At 72.6% G+C, this 17,564-nt stretch carries 14 protein-coding genes; 6 read left to right on the top strand and 8 right to left on the bottom strand.

What is annotated here, in order from left to right; genetic code table 11:
* Positions 1-3: 3 nt before the first annotated feature.
* Together IE096_RS13205 and IE096_RS13200 are read left to right on the top strand one after the other, a co-directional pair.
* A complete protein-coding gene (locus IE096_RS13205) occupies positions 4-990 on the top strand; it encodes an ABC transporter ATP-binding protein (protein ID WP_189451606.1) in 987 nt (328 codons plus the stop codon).
* Positions 980-2,011 carry an ABC transporter ATP-binding protein gene (locus IE096_RS13200; protein WP_189451605.1) on the top strand — a complete coding sequence of 344 codons (1,032 nt, stop codon included), beginning with the start codon at positions 980-982 and terminating at the stop codon, positions 2,009-2,011. Before IE096_RS13205 ends, IE096_RS13200 begins: the two co-directional genes overlap by 11 nt.
* A gap of 149 nt (positions 2,012-2,160) precedes the next feature.
* Here the strand turns inward: IE096_RS13200 and IE096_RS13195 are convergent, their stop codons facing one another.
* From IE096_RS13195 to IE096_RS13160, 8 genes are all read right to left on the bottom strand, one after another.
* The gene (locus IE096_RS13195) at positions 2,161-3,486 is read right to left on the bottom strand and encodes a cytochrome P450 (RefSeq protein WP_189451604.1); all 1,326 of its coding nucleotides are present in this window, start codon (positions 3,484-3,486) and stop codon (positions 2,161-2,163) included.
* Between the two features lie 107 nt (positions 3,487-3,593).
* On the bottom strand, positions 3,594-3,770 hold the full coding sequence (locus tag IE096_RS13190; protein ID WP_189451603.1) for a cittilin family RiPP precursor: 177 nt from the start codon (positions 3,768-3,770) through the stop codon (positions 3,594-3,596).
* A 116-nt stretch (positions 3,771-3,886) separates the two neighbouring features.
* Positions 3,887-4,927: an ABC transporter ATP-binding protein gene (locus IE096_RS13185; protein ID WP_189451602.1), complete on the bottom strand. Its 1,041-nt coding sequence runs from the start codon at positions 4,925-4,927 to the stop codon at positions 3,887-3,889.
* A gap of 11 nt (positions 4,928-4,938) precedes the next feature.
* Complete coding sequence (locus IE096_RS13180; protein ID WP_189451601.1) at positions 4,939-5,958, bottom strand: ABC transporter ATP-binding protein; 1,020 nt, start codon at positions 5,956-5,958, stop codon at positions 4,939-4,941.
* A gap of 109 nt (positions 5,959-6,067) precedes the next feature.
* Positions 6,068-7,045 (bottom strand): ABC transporter permease, encoded by a 978-nt coding sequence (locus tag IE096_RS13175; protein ID WP_189451600.1) that lies wholly within the window; start codon positions 7,043-7,045, stop codon positions 6,068-6,070.
* 4 nt (positions 7,046-7,049) lie between these two features.
* Entirely contained in the window at positions 7,050-8,858 is a 1,809-nt protein-coding gene (locus IE096_RS13170; RefSeq protein WP_189451599.1) for an ABC transporter substrate-binding protein, read from the bottom strand.
* 72 nt (positions 8,859-8,930) lie between these two features.
* Entirely contained in the window at positions 8,931-9,956 is a 1,026-nt protein-coding gene (locus tag IE096_RS13165; RefSeq protein ID WP_189451598.1) for an ABC transporter permease, read from the bottom strand.
* Positions 9,957-10,177: 221 nt separating this feature from the next.
* Positions 10,178-12,301, bottom strand: a complete 2,124-nt coding sequence (locus tag IE096_RS13160) for a S9 family peptidase (protein ID WP_189451597.1) — start codon at positions 12,299-12,301, stop codon at positions 10,178-10,180.
* Positions 12,302-12,524: 223 nt separating this feature from the next.
* On the opposite strand from IE096_RS13160, the gene IE096_RS13155 reads away from it, so the two are divergent.
* The 4 genes from IE096_RS13155 to IE096_RS13140 all read left to right on the top strand — a co-directional run bounded on the left by IE096_RS13155 (position 12,525) and on the right by IE096_RS13140 (position 17,529).
* Entirely contained in the window at positions 12,525-12,719 is a 195-nt protein-coding gene (locus tag IE096_RS13155; protein WP_126915863.1) for a hypothetical protein, read from the top strand.
* A gap of 105 nt (positions 12,720-12,824) precedes the next feature.
* The gene (gene mshB, locus IE096_RS13150; protein WP_189451596.1) at positions 12,825-13,721 is read left to right on the top strand and encodes an N-acetyl-1-D-myo-inositol-2-amino-2-deoxy-alpha-D-glucopyranoside deacetylase; all 897 of its coding nucleotides are present in this window, start codon (positions 12,825-12,827) and stop codon (positions 13,719-13,721) included.
* An 11-nt stretch (positions 13,722-13,732) separates the two neighbouring features.
* A complete protein-coding gene (locus IE096_RS13145; protein ID WP_189451595.1) occupies positions 13,733-14,110 on the top strand; it encodes a DUF6113 family protein in 378 nt (125 codons plus the stop codon).
* 200 nt (positions 14,111-14,310) lie between these two features.
* Complete coding sequence (locus tag IE096_RS13140) at positions 14,311-17,529, top strand: hypothetical protein (RefSeq protein WP_189451594.1); 3,219 nt, start codon at positions 14,311-14,313, stop codon at positions 17,527-17,529.
* Positions 17,530-17,564: the final 35 nt, after the last annotated feature.

Below are 17,564 nucleotides of genomic sequence, written 5' to 3'. Positions count from 1 at the left end.
GACATGACGAACACCCTGCTCGACGTACGCGACCTGCGCGTGGAGTTCCGCACCCGGGACGGGGTCGCCAAGGCCGTCAACGGCGTCAGCTACTCCGTCGACGCGGGCGAGACCCTGGCCGTGCTCGGCGAGTCCGGTTCCGGCAAGTCCGTGACCGCGCAGGCCGTCATGGGCATCCTCGACTCGCCGCCCGGACGTGTCACCGGCGGCGAGGTCCTCTTCCGCGGCCGTGACCTGCTCACCATGGGCGCGGAGGACCGCCGGCGGATCCGTGGCGCCAAACTGGCCATGATCTTCCAGGACGCGCTCTCCGCGCTCAACCCCGTGATGACCGTCGGCGCCCAGCTCGGCGAGATGTACGAGGTCCACGAGGGCATGACCCGCAAGGACGCCCGCGCCCGCGCCGTCGGGCTGATGGACCGCGTCCGCATCCCGGCGGCCGCGCAGCGGGCCGGGGACTACCCCCACCAGTTCTCCGGCGGCATGCGCCAGCGCATCATGATCGCGATGGCGCTGGCCCTGGAGCCCGACCTGATCATCGCCGACGAGCCGACGACCGCCCTGGACGTGACCGTCCAGGCGCAGGTCATGGACCTGCTGGCGGAGTTGCGGAACGAGTACGACATGGGGCTCATCCTCATCACCCACGACCTGGGCGTCGTCGCCGACGTCGCCGACAGGATCGCGGTGATGTACGCGGGCCGCATCGTCGAGACCGCCCCCGTGCGCGAGCTCTACGCCGCGCCCGCCCACCCGTACACCAAGGGCCTGCTCGAATCCATCCCCCGCCTGGACCGCAAGGGCCGCGAGCTCTACGCGATCAAGGGCATGCCGCCCAGCCTCACCGCCGTCCCGCCCGGCTGCCCCTTCAACCCGCGCTGCCCGCTGGCCCGGGACGTCTGCCGCACGGACCGGCCGCCGCTGTACGACGTGGCGCCGGGGCGCGGCAGCGCGTGCCACTTCTGGAAGGAGACCCTCGGTGAGGGCTGACGGCGAGGCGATCCTCGAGGTACGGGAGCTGGTCAAGCACTACCCGCTGCACCGGGGAATTCTCTTCAGGAAGCAGGTCGGCGCCGTCCACGCCGTGGACGACCTCTCCTTCGACCTGCGGCGCGGCGAGACGCTCGGCATCGTGGGGGAGTCCGGCTGCGGCAAGTCCACCGTCGCCAAGCTGCTCGTCCACCTGGAACGGCCGACGGCCGGGCGGATCCTCTACAAGGGCGAGGACGTCACCCGGCTGTCCGGGCGCGCGCTGAAGGCGGTCCGGCGCAACATCCAGATGGTGTTCCAGGACCCGTACACCTCGCTCAACCCCCGGATGACGGTCGGGGACATCGTCGGCGAGCCCTTCGAGATCCACCCGGAGGCGGCCCCCAAGGGCAGCCGGCGGGCGCGGGTGCGGGAGCTGCTGGAGGTGGTCGGGCTCAACCCCGAGCACATCAACCGCTATCCGCACCAGTTCAGCGGGGGGCAGCGGCAGCGCATCGGCATCGCGCGGGGGCTGGCGCTACGGCCCGAGGTGATCGTGGCCGACGAGCCGGTCTCGGCGCTGGACGTCTCGGTGCAGGCCCAGGTGGTCAACCTGCTGGCGCGGCTCCAGGAGGAGTTCGAGCTGTCGTACGTCTTCATCGCGCACGACCTGTCGGTGGTGCGGCACATCTCCGACCGGGTGGCGGTGATGTACCTCGGGCGCTTCGCGGAGGTGGGGACGGACGCGGAGATCTACGAGCATCCGACGCATCCGTACACGCAGGCGTTGCTGTCGGCGGTGCCGGTGCCGGATCCGCTCGCGCGGGCCCGTCGGGACCGGATCCTGCTGTCCGGCGACATTCCGTCCCCGGCGGACCCGCCGTCGGGGTGCCGGTTCCGCACGCGGTGCTGGAAGGCGCGGGAGAAGTGTGCGGAGGTTGTGCCGGGGTTGGAGGTGCCGGAGTGGTTTCGGGGCGGGGGCCCCGTGGCCCATGTCTCGGCGTGCCATTTCGCGGAGGAGCGGCGGGTTGTTCCGGGGTGAGGGTGCCCCGGTCCCGCCCCTTCCCGTTTCCTGGGGCTCCGCCCCAGACCCCGCTCCTCAAACGCCGGACGGGCTGAAATCAGCCCGTCCGGCGGGGGTGCGAGGGGGTGCAGCCCCGCTCGGAAACGGTGAAAGGGCGGGACCGGGGCCTACCACTCCCGAGGGACGACCTCCACGCCCACTGGCTGGAGTGCCAGCGCCGGCCGGGGCCGGATCCGTTCCGGGCGGACGAGTTCGAGCCGGAAGCGGCGCCAGATGTCCGCGACGATGTGGACCGTCTCCGTCGTCGCGACCGCCGCGCCGATGCAGACGCGCGGCCCGAGGCCGAAGGGGAAGTACGAGCCGCGCGGCACCGACGGGCCCTTGCCCAGCCAGCGTTCGGGGCGGAACTCCTCGGCGTCCTCCCAGTGGCGGGGGTCGCGGTGGGCGACCCACTGGCTGACGGTCACCGTCGTCCCGGCGGGGATGACGTGGCCGCTGAACTCCATGTCCTCCATGGCGTCCCGGCTGGTCAGCCAGACCGGCGAGTAGAGCCGCAGGGACTCGCGGACCACCGCGTTGGTGTACGGCAGGGCTTCCATGCGGGCGAGCCCGGCCGGGGTGGCGGCGAAGGCCGCCTCGGCCTCCGCGCGTACGCGTTCGGCGATCCCGGGGTGCCGGGCGAGGAGGACGCTCGTCCAGACGACGGCGTCGTTCGTCGTCTCGAACCCGGCCATGATCAGGGTGGCGAGCTCGTCGCGGAGCTCGTCCGGGGTCGGGGGCGGGTCGCCGTGGACGAGCGCGTGGAGGACGGGCGCCCGGTCGGGGTCGGCGGCGGCCGGGGAGGCGGCGAGGGCGCGCAGGGTGCGGTCGACGCGGGCCATCGAGCGCCGGATGCGCAGCTTGCGCGGGGTGGGCACCCATTCGGGCAGCAGCACGGGGGAGGTCGACATATCCATGATGGGGGCGACCAGCCGGGCGACCTCGGCGGTGTCCTCCTCGCCGAACTCGTCACCGAACATCAGGGACGTCACCAGTCGCAGCGTGAGCACGGAGACGTCGTCCTGGAGGTCGCGAGGGGTGCCGGGGCGCCAGCCGGCGAGCATGCGTTCGCCCTGGTCGGCGACGATCTCCGCCGCTTTGGTGGAGAGCTTGCGACCGAAGGCGGGCTGCATCCGGTGGCGTTTGGCCTGCCAGGTGGCGCCGTCGCTGTTCATGGTCGAGCGCGGGAAGCCCTGGCGGCGCGAGCCGCGTCGGGTGTCCGCGCTGGCCTTGGAGAACTTCGCGTTGCGGTCGACCAGCATCCGCTCGACGTCGCCCGGCGAGGTCAGCAGTACGTTGTTGGCGCCGAGCCGCACCACGTCCCCGTAGGTGCGGGAGCACTCGGTGAGGAAGCCGAGCGGGTCCGTGCTGAACGCGTGGAGGTTTCCGAGGTACTTGTCCCCGCCCGGGCCCGGGATGCCGGTGCCGGCGCTGGGGGAAGCGGCGGTGGTCATGGACGCCTCGCAGGTCGGTCGGAGGCCGGAAGGAGGCCGGTCGGGAGCCGGAAGGCCGGTGGCCGCGGCATCGCTGCCGCGGCCACCGGGTGAGTCACCGTGCCGGTTTAGTAGTACGAGTACGGCAGGGTGAGGCGGTCCTTACGAGTGAGCCGGGCGAAAAGGGCCCCGGTGAGGATCATCTTGCGCATGGCGTGCACCTCCTTCTCGAGCTCGTCGATTCCCTGAGGGTTCGCTTCCTGGTGTGGCCACCACCGCTCCGCGATGGGGGAGACAGTAGGCATGTGCCTCTGGGATAACAAGAGTTGACAGATGTCCCGCGCGCGTGGTTCGGCGGGTGGTGTTCCGCTTGCCGAGCGCCGGTTTCGCGCGCCCTTTCACCGTAACCCGGAGCCTCCCATTACGGGCCGGGCGGGAACTCGGGAAAGTGGCACGCGGTCAGGTGGCCCTCGCCGTCGCCCTCCGCCGGTACCAGCGGAGGCACCTCCTCCGCGCACTTCTCCCGCGCCTTCCAGCAGCGCGTACGGAAACGGCAGCCGGACGGCGGCAGGATCGGGGAGGGGACGTCCCCGGTCAGCCGGATCCTCTCCCGGGCCGTTCCGGCGGCGTCCGACAGCCCTGACACCTCCGGTACCGCCGACAGCAGCGCGTGGGTGTACGGGTGGCGGGGGCGGCGGTAGATGTCGTCGCGGTCGCCGGATTCCACGATCCTGCCCAGGTACATCACCGCGACGCGCTGGGAGAAGTGCCGTACGACGGCCAGGTCGTGGGCGATGAACAGGAACGCGATGCCCAGCTCCCGACGCAGCCGGGCCAGCAGGTTGACCACCTGGGCCTGGATGGAGACGTCCAGGGCCGACACCGGCTCGTCCGCGACGATCACCTTGGGCTCCAGCGCCAGCGCGCGGGCCACGCCGATCCGCTGCCGCTGGCCGCCGGAGAACTCGTGGGGGAAGCGGTTGTAGTGCTCGGGACTGAGGCCGACGACCTCCAGCAGCTCGCGGACCCGGGCCTCGCGGCCGCCCGGGGGCGCGATGCCGTTGATCTCCATCGGCCCGGCGATGATCTTGCCGACCGTCTGCCGGGGGTTGAGCGAGGAGTAGGGGTCCTGGAAGATCATTTGGATCTCGGAGCGGATCGGGGCCAGCCGTCTGCGGTCGGCGTGGGTGATGTCCTCGCCCCGGTAGTGGATCCGGCCGGCCGTCGGCTCCAGCAGCCGGGTCAGCAGCCGGCCCGTCGTCGACTTGCCGCAGCCGGACTCGCCGACGAGGCCGAAGCTCTCCCCGGCGCGCACGGCCAGGTCGATGCCGTCGACCGCCTGGACGGCGCCGACCTTCCGCTTCACCGGGAAACCGCCCATGATCGGGAAGTGTTTGGTCAGCCCCTCGGCGACGAGCAGCGGCTCGCCGTCGCGGGCCTGGGCGGGAATGCTGTGGGTCATGGAGGCGCTCCTCAGCCCAGTAGGGGCCTGATCTGCTCGGTGAAGACGGTCCGCCGCTGTTCCGCCGTGAGGTGGCAGGCCGCCCCGCGGCCCGCCGGTGCCTCCGGGCGTTCCGTTCGGCACCGGTCGCCCCCGACGAGGGAGGTGTACGCGCAGCGCGGCTGGAACGGGCAGCCCGGCGGTGGCGCCAGCAGGCTCGGCGGGGTGCCGGGAATGGGGGTGAGCGGCGTGTCCACGTCCGAGGTGAGGCGCGGCATCGAGCCCAACAGGCCCCAGGTGTAGGGGTGGTAGGGCTCGCGCAGCACCTCGCGGACCGGGCCGCGCTCGACGACCCGGCCCGCGTACATCACCAGCAGGTCGTCGACGGTGTTGGCGACGACGCCCAGGTCGTGGGTGATGAGGACGATCGACGAGCCGGACTGCCGCCGGAGGTCCCCCAGCAGATCGAGGATCTGCGCCTGGACGGTGACGTCGAGGGCCGTGGTCGGCTCGTCGGCGATCAGCAGCTCGGGGTCGCAGACCAGGGACATGGCGATCATCGCCCGCTGCCGCATGCCGCCGGAGAACTGGTGGGGGTAGTCGTCCACGCGCAGCGCGGCGTTGGGGATGCCGACCTTCTCCAGCATCTCGATGGCGCGCAGCCGCGCGTCGCGGCGGGAGGCGCCGGTGTGCTTGCGGAAGGGCTCGGCGATCTGCCGGCCGACGGTGTAGTAGGGCGAGAGGGCGGTCAGCGAGTCCTGGAAGATCATGGCGACCTTGTCGCCGCGGAGCTTCTCCAGGACGGGCTCGGGGGCGGTGGTCATCTCCTGGCCGTCGAGGAGGATCTCGCCCTGGATCGCGGTGTTGCGCGGGTCGTGGAGCCCCAGCACGGCGAGGCCGGTGACGGACTTGCCGGAGCCGGACTCGCCGACGACGCCGAGGGTGCGGCCACGGTGGAGGTCGAGGGAGAGATCGTCCACGGCGTGGACGGTGCCGTCTTCTGTGGCGAAGCGGACGCGGAGGCTTCGCACGGAGAGGAAGGGGGTGGTCATGGGGCTCCTGACGGCGGGCGGTCTGCGGCTGTGCGGGGCGCCTGCGGTGAGCCGGACGGCGGCCGCCGCCGGGGGTGTGCCCGGGGGGAGCGGCCCGCGGGGCTCGTGGTCATGCCAGCCGTACCCTCGGGTCGATGAAGGCGTACGCCGCGTCGACGACGATGTTGGCGACGACGATCGCCGTGCAGCCGACGAGCATCACGGCCATCAGCGTCGGCAGGTCCGTCTCGCTGACGGAGGACACCGCGAGCCGCCCCAGCCCGTGGAGGCTGAAGGTGAACTCCGTGATGATCGCCCCGCCGAACAGCGAGCCCAGGTCGATGCCGAAGATGGTGACGATCGGCGCCATCGCCCCGCGCCACGCGTAGCGGAAGAAGACCGTGCGTCTGCCCAGGCCCTTGGCGCGCGCGGTGCGCACATGGTCCTCGGCGAGCTGCTCGATCATCTGGGAGCGGGTCATCCGGCTGTAGTTGGCGATGAAGATGATGGAGAGCACCAGCCAGGGGATGATCATTCCGGTGAACCACTTCACCGGGTTCTCGGTGATCGGGTAGTAGGCGGGGTTGTCCATCCAGTGGAGCCCGCTGACCAGGACGGCCAGCGCGATGACGCCCACGAAGTAGATCTGCAGGGCGTTGCCGAGGAGGGACAGGGAGCTGACGGCCTTGTCGATCCAGGTGCCCCGGAAGGCGGCGGCGAGCATGCCGATGCCGACGCCGACGGTCAGGAAGACGGCCGCGCCGCCGAGGGTGATGGAGAGCGTGGTGGGGAAGCGGTCGACGATCGTGCCCCAGACCGGCTGCTGGTTGGAGAAGGAGTAGCCGAAGCAGGGGGCCGGGCAGTGGCCGACGGTGAGGTCGCGGCCGGCGAAGAGGCCCACCATGTAGTGCCAGTACTGGACGGGCACGGGCTGGTCGAGGCCCAGGTTCTTGTTGATGACCGCGAGGGAGTCGGCGGTGCAGTTCTTGCCGCAGGACATCAGGGCGGGCTCGGCGGGCAGCGCGAAGAAGAGGAAGAACGTGATCGCGCTGATCAGCAGGATGATGACGATCGCGCCGAGGGTCCGGCGGGCGAGGAATCTCAGCACGAGCTCACCGCTTCAGGAACACGCCGGTCGGGTCCACGGTCCCGTACACCGGGTGGTACTTGATCCCGCCGAGGTTCGAACCCCACAGCGAGAACTGGTTGTTGTAGAAGGTCGGCACGCCCGGCACGTCCTCGGTGAGGACCTTGTCGGCGAGCTTCTGCCACGCGGGGGCCGCCTGCTTGACGTCGGGCAGGGCGCTGATGCGGTCGATCTCCTTGTTCACCTCGGGGTCGTTGAGGTGGCCGTAGTTCTGGGCGCCGTCGGCGATCTGCCGGCCGTCGAAGAGCGGCGGGACGACGGTCGAGGAGACGGGCCAGTCCGCGCCCCAGGAGGTGCGGTAGAGGTCGTAGTCGTTCTTCACCTTCGCGATCTCGGTGCGCCAGACATTGGAGTCGATCTCCTTGCGCTGCACCTTGAAACCCGCCCGCTCCAGGGCCTGGACGACCACGACCTGGACCTTCTGCTGGACGTCGGTGTTCGCGTAGGCGTAGACGACCTCCTGGCCGAGCTTCCCGGCCTCCTTCAGCAGCTCCTTGGCCTTGTCGGGGTCGCCGGCGGGCTTGGCCTTCTTCCCGAAGGGGTCGGTGGGCTGGTAGCCGTCCATGGCGGGGGAGAGGAAGTTGGTGGCGATCACCCCGGCGGTCGCCCCGCCGTTCTGCTGGAGGATCTGCCCGTTGGGCATGGCGTAGGCGAGGGCCTTGCGGACCCGTACGTCCTTGAGGCGGTCGGTGTTGAAGCTGATGTAGTCGACGTAGGGCTGGATCTCCAGCAGCCGGCGGTTCTTGGTGTCGGCCTGGGCGAGGACCTTCTCCGTCATCTCCGGGGCGACGGCGTTGCTGAACGACATGACGTTCTTGTCGTCGCCCTGGTCGGCCAGGAAGCGCCGGGTCGAGTCGGCGTACTGGTGGCCGAAGCTGATCTGGAAGCGGTCCGCGTACTGGTGGCGGATGGGGTCCGTCTTCGGGTCCCAGTGCTCGTTGCGCACGAGCGTGAGGGATTTGCCGACCTTGTAGTCGCCGACCTTGTACGGGCCGGAGGAGAAGGGCGCGTTGTCGTACTTCGCCTGTGTGTCCTTCTCGGCCTTCACCGGGCCGATGTTGGGCATGGCGGTGGCGAAGGGGGTGTCGGCGTGCGGCGTGCGGAAGTGGAAGATCACCGTCTTGTCGTCCGGGGTGTCCAGGACGGACGCCGGGAGGTGCTGCCCCTTGTAGGGGCCGTCGGGCAGCGCCTTGCGGAAGTCGTTGCCGTCGCCGGAGAGCCACTGAGGGATGTAGAGGGGCCCGTCCGTCTCGAAGGAGGCGTAGAGCCGCTCGACGCCCCAGCGGACGTCCTGGGCGGTGATCGGCGAGCCGTCCTCGAACTTCAGCCCGTCCTTGAGGGTGAACTTCCAGGTGCGGCCGCCGTCCGAGGCCGTGCCCGCGTCGGTGGCCAGATCGCCGACGACCTTGACCCGGCCCTTGTCGTCCGTCTTGTAGGAGGTCAGGGTGCGGTTGTAGAGCATCTGGTTGGTGAGGACGTCGGCGTAGTAGATCTGGCCCGGGTCCAGGTGGTTGAAGGCGTCGCGCTGGAGGACGCCGACCGTGCCGCCCTTCCTGGCACCCGCGACCGCGGGGGCAGGGCCGGTGGAGTCGGCCTTGGTGCCGATGGAGTAGTTGGCGGACCTGGTCTTGTCCTCGCCCGGCCCCTGGCTCTTGTCACCGTCCCCGCCGCCACCGCCGCCGCTGCTGCACGCGGAGAGCACCACGGCGCCCGCCGCCACGGCGACGGCCGAGAACCGGACCCGGTATCTGAGGGACCTCGACGTTCGAGTCATGGATCGCTGCACCTGCCTGTTCGCCGGACGGATCGGGACATGTCATGGCAGTGACGCGTGGCCGGTGGGCCGTCAGCGTCTGGTCCGGGGGTCGAAGGCGTCCCGGACCGAGTCCCCGAGCAGATTGAAGGCGACCACGAAGACGATCATCGCGAGCCCGGGGAAGAAGATGTAGGTGATGTCGCTTTCGTAGTACTTGGCGCCGTTGGCGAACATCCGGCCCCAGTCGGGCGTGGGCTCCAGGATCCCCACGCCGATGAAGGACAGCCCCGCCTCGATGGTCACGGTGGTGGGGAGCATCAGCGTCGCCTGCACCAGGATCGGCGTCCAGAGGTTGGGCAGCAGCTCCTTGGTGATGATCCGCCAGGGCGAGGCGCCGGTGACCTTCGCCGCCTCGATGAACTCCCGCTCCCGCAGGCTCAGCACCTGCCCGCGCAGCAGTCGCGCGAGCCCCATCCAGCCCAGCACCCACAGCACCAGGATCAGTGTGATCACCCGCAGATAGGTCGGGGTCTCCTTGCCGGGGCTGACGAAGAGCGAGTAGACGACGGGCGTGAAGGCGACGAACGACAGCTGGGCCGGGAAGGCCAGCAGCAGGTCGATGAAGCGGCCGAGGAAGTAGTCGGTCCGGCCGCCGACGTAGCCGGCGGTCACCCCGACGACGATGCCGGTGAGCACGCACAGCACCGTGGCCGCGGCGGCGATCAGCAGCGAGGTGCGGATGCCGTAGACGAGCTGGGTGAGGACGTCGCGGCCCAGCGTCGGCTCCACGCCGAACCAGAACTCCCCGGAGATCCCGCCGTTGGGCCGGACCGGATAGCCGTACTGATTGAGCAGCCCGGGCTCGTTGAGCCCGTAGGTCGTGGTGGGGTCCTTGCCGTAGAGCAGGGAGATCAGCGGGGCCGCCAGCGCCACGACGAAGAAGAACAGCACGATCCAGGCGGAGACGACGCCGGTGCGGTCGCGCCGGAAGCGCCGCCACATCAGCTGTCCGGGGGAGCGGCCCACGAGCCCGGCCGTCCCGGGTACGGCGACGGCCCCGTCGGGAGGGGCGGCCGGGGAGGGCGCCTCGGAAGGGCTCTGGGAAGGACTCGTCATCGCGCACATCCCCCGCAACTCTCGTCACCACGGCCACTCGTGGCAATCACCAACACGGGTGAGCTGAGCGGACTTTCGCAATGGGCGCGCGGTGCAGTCAAGGGGGCCGGTGCGCGAGACGCGCTCTTCTCCCGCATTTTGAGCGAAGGTTGTGCGGATTGAGGTGGCGGCGTGCTTGACAGCAGGTCAAGCACGCCGCGCCCGAGCTCACCCCACGAGCGTCAGTCGATCTTCAACGAGCGCTTGAGGAAGTCCACTTGGAGCAGCAGCAGGTTCTCCGCCACCTGCTCCTGCGGGGTCATGTGGGTCACGCCCGACAGCGGCAGCACCTCGTGCGGACGGCCCGCCGCCAGCAGCGCGGAGGAGAGCCGCAGGGTGTGGGCGGCGACCACGTTGTCGTCCGCCAGCCCGTGGACGATCATCAGCGGACGGGTTTGATCCGCCGGCGACGACAGACCGTCGTCGGTGACGAGGGAGTTGTGGGCGTACACCTCCGGCCGCTCCCCGGGCAGGCCCAGATAGCGCTCGGTGTAGTGGGTGTCGTACAGCCGCCAGTCGGTGACCGGCGCACCCGCCACGGCGGCGTGGAAGACGTCGGGGCGGCGCAGCACCGCGAGGGCCGCCAGGTAGCCGCCGTACGACCAGCCGCGGATGCCCACCCGGCCGAGGTCCAGCGGGAACTCCTCCGCCAGCGCGCGCAGCGCCTCCACCTGGTCGTCCAGGGTGACGCCCGCGAAGTCCTCGTGGACGGCCTTCTCCCAGGCCGGCGAGGTGTGCGGGGTGCCCCGGCCGTCCGCGACGACGACCGCGAAGCCCTGGTCGGCGAACCACTGCGACGTCAGGTGGGCGTTGTGGGTGGCGGCGACGCGCAGCCCGTGCGGGCCGCCGTAGGGGTCCATGAGCACCGGCAGCGGGCCGTCGCCCTCCCGGTAGCCGCTCGGCAGCAGCACGGCGGTGGGGATCCGGCGCGCGCCCGCCGCGACGAGGCGGGGCCGGGCGGCCAGCACCGGCGTCTCGGCGTGGGAGACCACGGAGGAGATCTGCTTGCCGTCGCGCAGCACCCGGACCTCCGTCCCGGGCCGCTCGGGGGTCGCCGTCGCCAGGACGGTCACCGCGCCCGTGCGGACCGCCGAGTGCCGGCCCCGGCCCTCCGAGACGCGCTCGACGCCCCGCTCGCCGACCCGGTACACATGGGCCTCGCCCAGCTCGGGATCGGAGGCTCCCGCTCCGGCGGAGGCGGAGATCAGGACGTCGTCCTCCCCGATGTCCAGGACCGCCAGCACGTGCAGCTCCGGTCCCGTCAGGGCCCGGTCGCCGGCCAGCAGGGCGCGGGCGCCGCTCTCGTCGGAGATCCGCAACAGCTCTCCGGAGGGCGTCCAGGCGGGCACACCGTCGAAAAGTTCAAGCCACTTCGGATCCTCGTCCGTGCGCAGCACACGCGTGGCCCCGGAGCCCGTGTCGACGGTGAGGTACGCCTGCGTCCGCTGGTCGCGCGCCTGGACGAGCAGCAGCGGCGCCCCGTCCGCCGACCAGTGCGTCCGCGCGAGATAGGGGAAGCGCTCGCGGTCCCACTCGACGTCCGTCCGCGAACCGTCCAGGCCCAGCAGGGCCAGCGAGACCTCCGCGTTGGGGGTGCCGGCCGCCGGGTAGGCGACCTCGGCGGGCGCGCTGTCCGGGTTGGCCGGGTCGGCGATCCACCAGCGGCGCACGGGCGCGTCGTCCACGCGGGCGACCAGCAGCGCGTCGCTCTCCGGCGACCACCAGAAGCCGCGCGAACGGTCCATCTCCTCGGCCGCGACGAACTCCGCCAGCCCCCAGGAGACGGTCGCGCCGTCCGGCTCGGCCAGCGCCCTGTCGTGGCCCTCGCCGCCGGTCCCCACGACCCGCAGGGCGCCGTCCGCGACATACGCCACATAACGGCCGTCGGGGGACGGCCGGGGGTCGCTCACCGGGCCCGGCACGTCCAGTTCACGGGCCGTGCCGCCGCGCAGCTCGGCCACGAACAGCCGTCCGGAGAGCGCGAAAGCGGCCAACTCCACGGCGGCGTCCACCGCGTACGCCACGATGCCCGCCGCCCCCTCACGGCTGCGCTCGCGGCGTGCCCGCTCCTCGGCGGACAGCTCCTCGTCCGCGCCGCCCAGCAGGGCGAACGGGTCGGCGGCCGGATACTCCCGGCCCTCCTCCAGATCCAGCACCCACAGGACGTTGGCCCGGTCGGTGCCCGCGCGGGAGCGCAGGAAGACGACGCGCGTGCCGTCCGGGGAGACGCTGAAGGAACGGGGCGCGCCGAGGGTGAAGCGCTGAGTACGGGCGTGCTGACGGGGAAACGAGAGCTGACCGGTCATGCGGGGGAGCCTACGGCCCCTACCACCGGGTTCACCCAAGACGGCGAGAACTCGCCGTGCGCCCCGTGTTTGCTCCTGTGCTCCGAGTCATGCACGCGCACGGAAAGTTATGATCGCTCGCGCATAGTGGGTAAGAACTCCGGTGTCCGCGTGCCCTCGGGCATTCGTATGCCATCCGCTCGAAGCCGTCCGACCGACCGCGCGTACCTGGAGGTGAGCCGCTGTGGCACTCTCGATTTCGGCGGTGGTGCTGCTGGCGATCATCGTCATCCTGCTGGTCCGGAAATCCGGGCTGAAGACGGGCCACGCCGCGATCTGCGTGCTGCTGGGGTTCTACCTCGCCAGCTCCTCCGTGGGCCCGACCATCCACCAGTTCACGTCCAGCGTCACGGCCATGGTCAGCAACATCAAGTTCTGAGGGCCGAACGGGCCGGGCCGGCCGGAGCGACGGGCGGCGCGGCGCGCGGGTGCGGCGGTCGCGGGGGGCGCCCCGGCGGGCCGCCGTGAACCGTAGGCTGTCCCCATGACCGATCTTCCCGGCCGCCGGCTGCTCCTGGTGCACGCGCACCCGGACGACGAGTCGATCAACAATGGCGCGACCATGGCCAAGTACGCCGCCGAGGGTGCCCACGTCACGCTGGTGACCTGCACGCTCGGCGAGGAGGGCGAGGTCATCCCGCCGGCCCTGGCGCACCTCGCCGCCGACCGGGACGACACCCTCGGCGCCCACCGCGCGGGCGAACTGGCCGCCGCCATGGCCGAGCTGGGCGTCACCGACCACGTCTTCCTCGGCGGTCCCGGCCGTTACCGGGACTCCGGCATGATGGGCGCCCCGCAGAACGAGCACCCGGACTGCTTCTGGCGCGCCGACGTCGACGAGGCCGCCGCGTCCCTCGTGGAGGTGATCCGCCGGGTCCGCCCCCAGGTCCTCGTCACCTACGACGAGAACGGCGGCTACGGCCACCCCGACCACATCCAGGCGCACCGCGTCGCCATGCGCGCCGCCGAGCTGGCCGCCGAGCCGGTCTTCCGCCGCGACCTGGGCGACCCCCACGAGATCGCGAAGATCTACTGGAACTGCGTCCCCCGCTCCGTGGTCGAGGCCGGCTTCGCCCGGCTGCGCGAGGCCGGCCGGGAGGGCGACCTCTTCCCCGGCATCGCCTCCGTCGACGACGTCCCCGGCGTGCTGCCCGACGAGGAGGTCACGGCGGCGGTCGACGCCTCCGCCCACGCCGACCGGAAGGCGGCGGCGATGCGCGCCCACGCCACGCAGATCGCCGTGGACGGCCCCTTCTTCGCCCTCTCCAACGATCTGGGCCAGCCGCTCTTCCCCGTCGAGTACTACCGGCTCGTCCGGGGCGAGCCGGGGGCGGCCGAGGGCGTCCGCGAGGACGACCTGTTCGCCGGGACGGGCGTGTGATGGCCGGGCCCATGGACAACAACGGACTCTTCACCCTGCCCGGCCCCGGCCGGCTCGCCGCCTATCTGGGGCTGGCCGTCCTCGGCTTCGTCACGGGCGTCGCGGGCGCCCTCGTCCAGGGCGGCTGGTTCCCCGGCGGACTGCTGCTGGCCCTCCTCGCCGTCGGCGGGCTCTGCTACGGCTCGGTCGTCGCCATGCGCGGCCGGGCGGGCGGCGCGGCGGCCGGCACGGGCTGGCTCGTCTCCGTGGTGCTCCTGGCGGCCAACCGGGCCGAGGGCGACTTCCTCTTCGAGGCGGGCCTGGGCTCGTACGCCTACCTCCTGGGCGGCATGGCTGTCGCTGTGATGTGCGCCACGGTTGCGAAAGTGCCGCAACCGGACGGCGCTTAGGCCCGACTTGGGAAGTGTCGTGATGATTTCTACCCGACTGTCATCCGGCCGGTCGGGGGAGCGATCCAGCAGTCGTCGAATACGGGCCCGTGGTCCCCAGTATGGTGGTGCGCGCCGCCGAGCCTCCCCTGGCCTCCGGCAATGGGCGACCCATAGCGAGGTCAAAAGAGGGCGGCGAAGAGTAACCGGGAGATCCTGCTTTGAGCCGTGCATCTGACAGTTCGTCCTCCGGGGCCCAGGGCCGCGGCGGTGCCGCCTACCCCTCGGGCACCACGCCCTACGGGTCCCCCCAGGGGGAGGAAGCCGCCGCGTCCGGCTCCGCCGGTTCGCCGGCCTCGGGCGCCAGGCCGAGCGAGCCGAAGACCGAGACCACGATGACGACGCGGATCCGCATCAACATCCCGGGTTCGCGGCCCATTCCGCCCGTCGTCATGCGGACGCCCGTCGACAGCGAGGGCGGTGCCGCCGACGCGGCCGCCGCCGCGCCGTCCGGGCCCGGCGCGTCCGCCGGGCCGGCCGCGCCCGCCGCGCCTTCCGCGTCCTCCGCTTCCGCGCCCGCCGGCTCCCGTAAGTCGGGGCTGCCGACGCGCCCCAAGACGGGCAAGAAGTCCCCCGCCGCGGCGGCCGGTGCGGCCGCGGCCGCAGGCGGCGGTTCCGCTTCCGATTCCGGTTCGGGCTCGGGGACGAGCGACTGGTTCGCGCCCCGCAAGTCCTCCGGGACGACCCCGCCGCCGCCCGCCGCCGCCCGCCGCCAGCCGCCCGTGGGCGGCGCGGGCGCCGGCGCCGCCGGCCACGCGCCGCCGCTGCCGCGCCGTGGCGCGGCCGCCCGTGGCGCGTTCGGCGGCAACCAGGCCCCGGCCGCCGGCTCCGGCGGCTCCTGGCCGCAGGACCCCTCGACCACCGCCGCGATGCCCCAGCCGCCCGTCCCGGGCGCCGACGCCCCGTGGCCGGGCGACGCCACCACGACGGGCGCGGTGCCGCAGGCCGGCACGCCGGGTGCCGGTGCGCCGTGGCCCGGCGACACCGCGACGCCGGGCGGTGCTCCGCAGGCGGGTGGCAAGGGCCGCCCGGGTGGCCCGGGTGCCGCGAACGGCGGTGCGCCGTGGCCGGGTGACGCCTCGACGCCGGGTGGCGCCCCGCAGGCCGGTGGTCCCGTCGGCAACGGCGGCGCCCCGTGGCAGGGTGACGCCTCGACCGGTGGCGCCCAGCAGGGCCTCCCCACCGGCAAGGGCGCCGCACGCCGCCGCGCGGCCGCCTCCGGCGACGACTGGCCCGGCGGCACCCCCGCGACCCCGGGCGCCATGCAGCACCCGAACGACCCCGCGCCGACGGGAGGCGCCCCGTGGCAGGGTGACGCCTCGATGCCGGGCGGTGCTCCGCAGGCGGGCGGCAAGGGCCACCCGGGTGGCGCCGGCGCGCCGTGGCCCGCTGACGCCTCGACGACCGGCGCGGTGCCGCAGCCCGGCGGTCCCGTCGGCAACGGCGGCGCTCCGTGGCCGGGTGACGCCCTGACGACTGGCGGCGTCCCGCAGACGGGTGGTCCGGTCGCCAACGGCGGCGCTCCGTGGCCGGGTGACGCTTCGACGACCGGTGGCGCCCCGCAGGCGGGTGGCAAGGGTCACCCGGGTGGCGCCGGTGCGCCGTGGCCCGCTGACGCCTCGACGACGGGCGCCGTGCCGCAGCCCGGCGGCCCGGTCGCCAACGGCGGCGCTCCGTGGCCGGGTGACGCTTCGACGACCGGCGGCGCCCCGCAGGCGGGTGGCAAGGGCCACCCCGGTGGCCCGGGTGCCGCCAACGGTGGTGCGCCCTGGCCCGGTGACGCCTCCACGACCGGTGCCGTGCCGCAGCCGGGCGTTCCCGGTGCGGCCGGTGGCAAGGGCCGCCCCGGTGGTCCCGTCGGCAACGGCGGTGCGCCGTGGCCGGGTGACGCCTCGACGCCGGGCGGCGCCTCGCAGCCCGGTGGCGGCGTTCCGCAGCCGGGTGGCAAGGGGCGTCCCCGTGACGCCAAGGGCGGTGCCGTGCCGAACGCCGGGACCACCCAGCAGATGTCCATGCCCACCGTCGGCCCCACCATCGGTGGCGTGCCCGCCGGGGGTGCCGCGTTCGCCACCGGGCGTACCGACACGCCCCGCCAGGGCGTGCCCATGGTCCCGCCGCCGGGCCCGCAGGCCGGAGCTCCGCAGGCCGGCGCCCCGCAGAGCGGTGGCGCGGGCAAGGGCAAGGGCAAGAAGCGCGGCCCGAAGGACTCCGCTTCCCCCTCCGCTTCCGCCCCTACGGGCGTGCCCGCGCCGAAGCCGGCCGCCGGACAGGGGCCGAAGGCCCCGGCGGACGCCGGTGCGCCGCGCGTCGCCGTGCCCAAGCCCAAGGGGTCCGTCCCGCCGCCGCCGGCGCCGTCCGGCACCGGCGTGCCCAAGCCGCCCGCCCCGGCGGGCAAGTCGGCGCCCAAGCCGGCACCCAAGGCCGCGCCCAAGAAGAAGGGCCGCTCCAAGCTCGTCCTCCTGGCCGGCGGGGTCATCGGCCTCGTCGCCGCCGCCTACGCGGCGGGCCTGCTGCTCGACCACGCCGACGTGCCGAACGGCACCACCGTCCTCGGCGTCGACATCGGCGGCAAGTCCAAGGACGAGGCCGTCAAGAAGCTCGACTCGGCCCTCGGTGACCGCGCCACCGCCCCGCTGAAGCTCTCCATCGGCGGCAAGCCGGCCGCCCTCAAGCCGTCCGTGGCGGGCCTGTCCATCGACACCCAGGCCACCGTGCGCGACGCGTCCGGCCGGGACTACAACCCCGTCACCGTCCTCGGCTCGCTCATCGGCAACACCCACGCCGCCGAGCCGGCCCTGAGCGTCGACGAGGAGAAGGTCGCCGCCGCCCTCAAGTCGCTGGCCGGCGAGAGCGGCTCGGCGACGGACGGCACGATCAAGTTCGAGCCGGGCAAGGCCGTGGCCGTGTACGGGAAGCCGTACGAGGGCGTGGACGTGGACAAGTCGGTCAAGGTGATCGCCCAGGCGTACCGCGACCGCGCGGCCACCGGCAAGGACAAGCCCGTCGAGCTGACGACGTCCTCGCAGCAGCCGAAGGTGTCCAACGCCGAGGTCGACCGGATGATGCAGGACTTCGCGAAGCCCGCGATGTCCGGCCTGGTCACCGTGCAGACGGACCCGGCCCACAGCATCCAGTTCGGGCCGGAGCTCTCGCTGCCGAAGATCCTCTCCGTCAAGGAGGTGGGCGGCAAGCTGGTCGAGAGCTACGACCTGGAGGAGCTCAAGAAGCTCTACGGCAAGAAGTTCGACGGCGTCCTCATCCAGCGCGGCGACGGCACCAAGAAGCCCGTCACCCCGCAGGACGTCGCGGGCGCCCTCGGCAAGGCGCTGCGCGGCAAGACGCCCGCCGAGCGCGTCGGAACGATCATGCAGACCGGCTGAGCGAGCCCCGGCCCGTACTCACGAGCCCCCGTGCC

This window comes from Streptomyces abikoensis, assembly GCF_014648775.1.
In the GTDB taxonomy this organism is placed as follows: Bacteria; Actinomycetota; Actinomycetes; order Streptomycetales; family Streptomycetaceae; genus Streptomyces; species Streptomyces abikoensis.
This window is presented reverse-complemented; position numbering and strand designations above follow the sequence as displayed.

Coding starts and splice junctions, on each gene's coding strand:
- IE096_RS13170 (WP_189451599.1), bottom strand. CDS start 8,858: ATGACTCGAACGTCGAGGTCCCTCAGATACCGGGTCCGGTTCTCGGCC.
- IE096_RS13165 (WP_189451598.1), bottom strand. CDS start 9,956: ATGACGAGTCCTTCCCAGAGCCCTTCCGAGGCGCCCTCCCCGGCCGCC.
- IE096_RS13205 (WP_189451606.1), top strand. CDS start 4: ATGACGAACACCCTGCTCGACGTACGCGACCTGCGCGTGGAGTTCCGC.
- IE096_RS13160 (WP_189451597.1), bottom strand. CDS start 12,301: ATGACCGGTCAGCTCTCGTTTCCCCGTCAGCACGCCCGTACTCAGCGC.
- IE096_RS13185 (WP_189451602.1), bottom strand. CDS start 4,927: ATGACCCACAGCATTCCCGCCCAGGCCCGCGACGGCGAGCCGCTGCTC.
- IE096_RS13195 (WP_189451604.1), bottom strand. CDS start 3,486: ATGACCACCGCCGCTTCCCCCAGCGCCGGCACCGGCATCCCGGGCCCG.
- IE096_RS13145 (WP_189451595.1), top strand. CDS start 13,733: ATGGACAACAACGGACTCTTCACCCTGCCCGGCCCCGGCCGGCTCGCC.
- IE096_RS13190 (WP_189451603.1), bottom strand. CDS start 3,770: ATGCCTACTGTCTCCCCCATCGCGGAGCGGTGGTGGCCACACCAGGAA.
- IE096_RS13180 (WP_189451601.1), bottom strand. CDS start 5,958: ATGACCACCCCCTTCCTCTCCGTGCGAAGCCTCCGCGTCCGCTTCGCC.
- mshB (WP_189451596.1), top strand. CDS start 12,825: ATGACCGATCTTCCCGGCCGCCGGCTGCTCCTGGTGCACGCGCACCCG.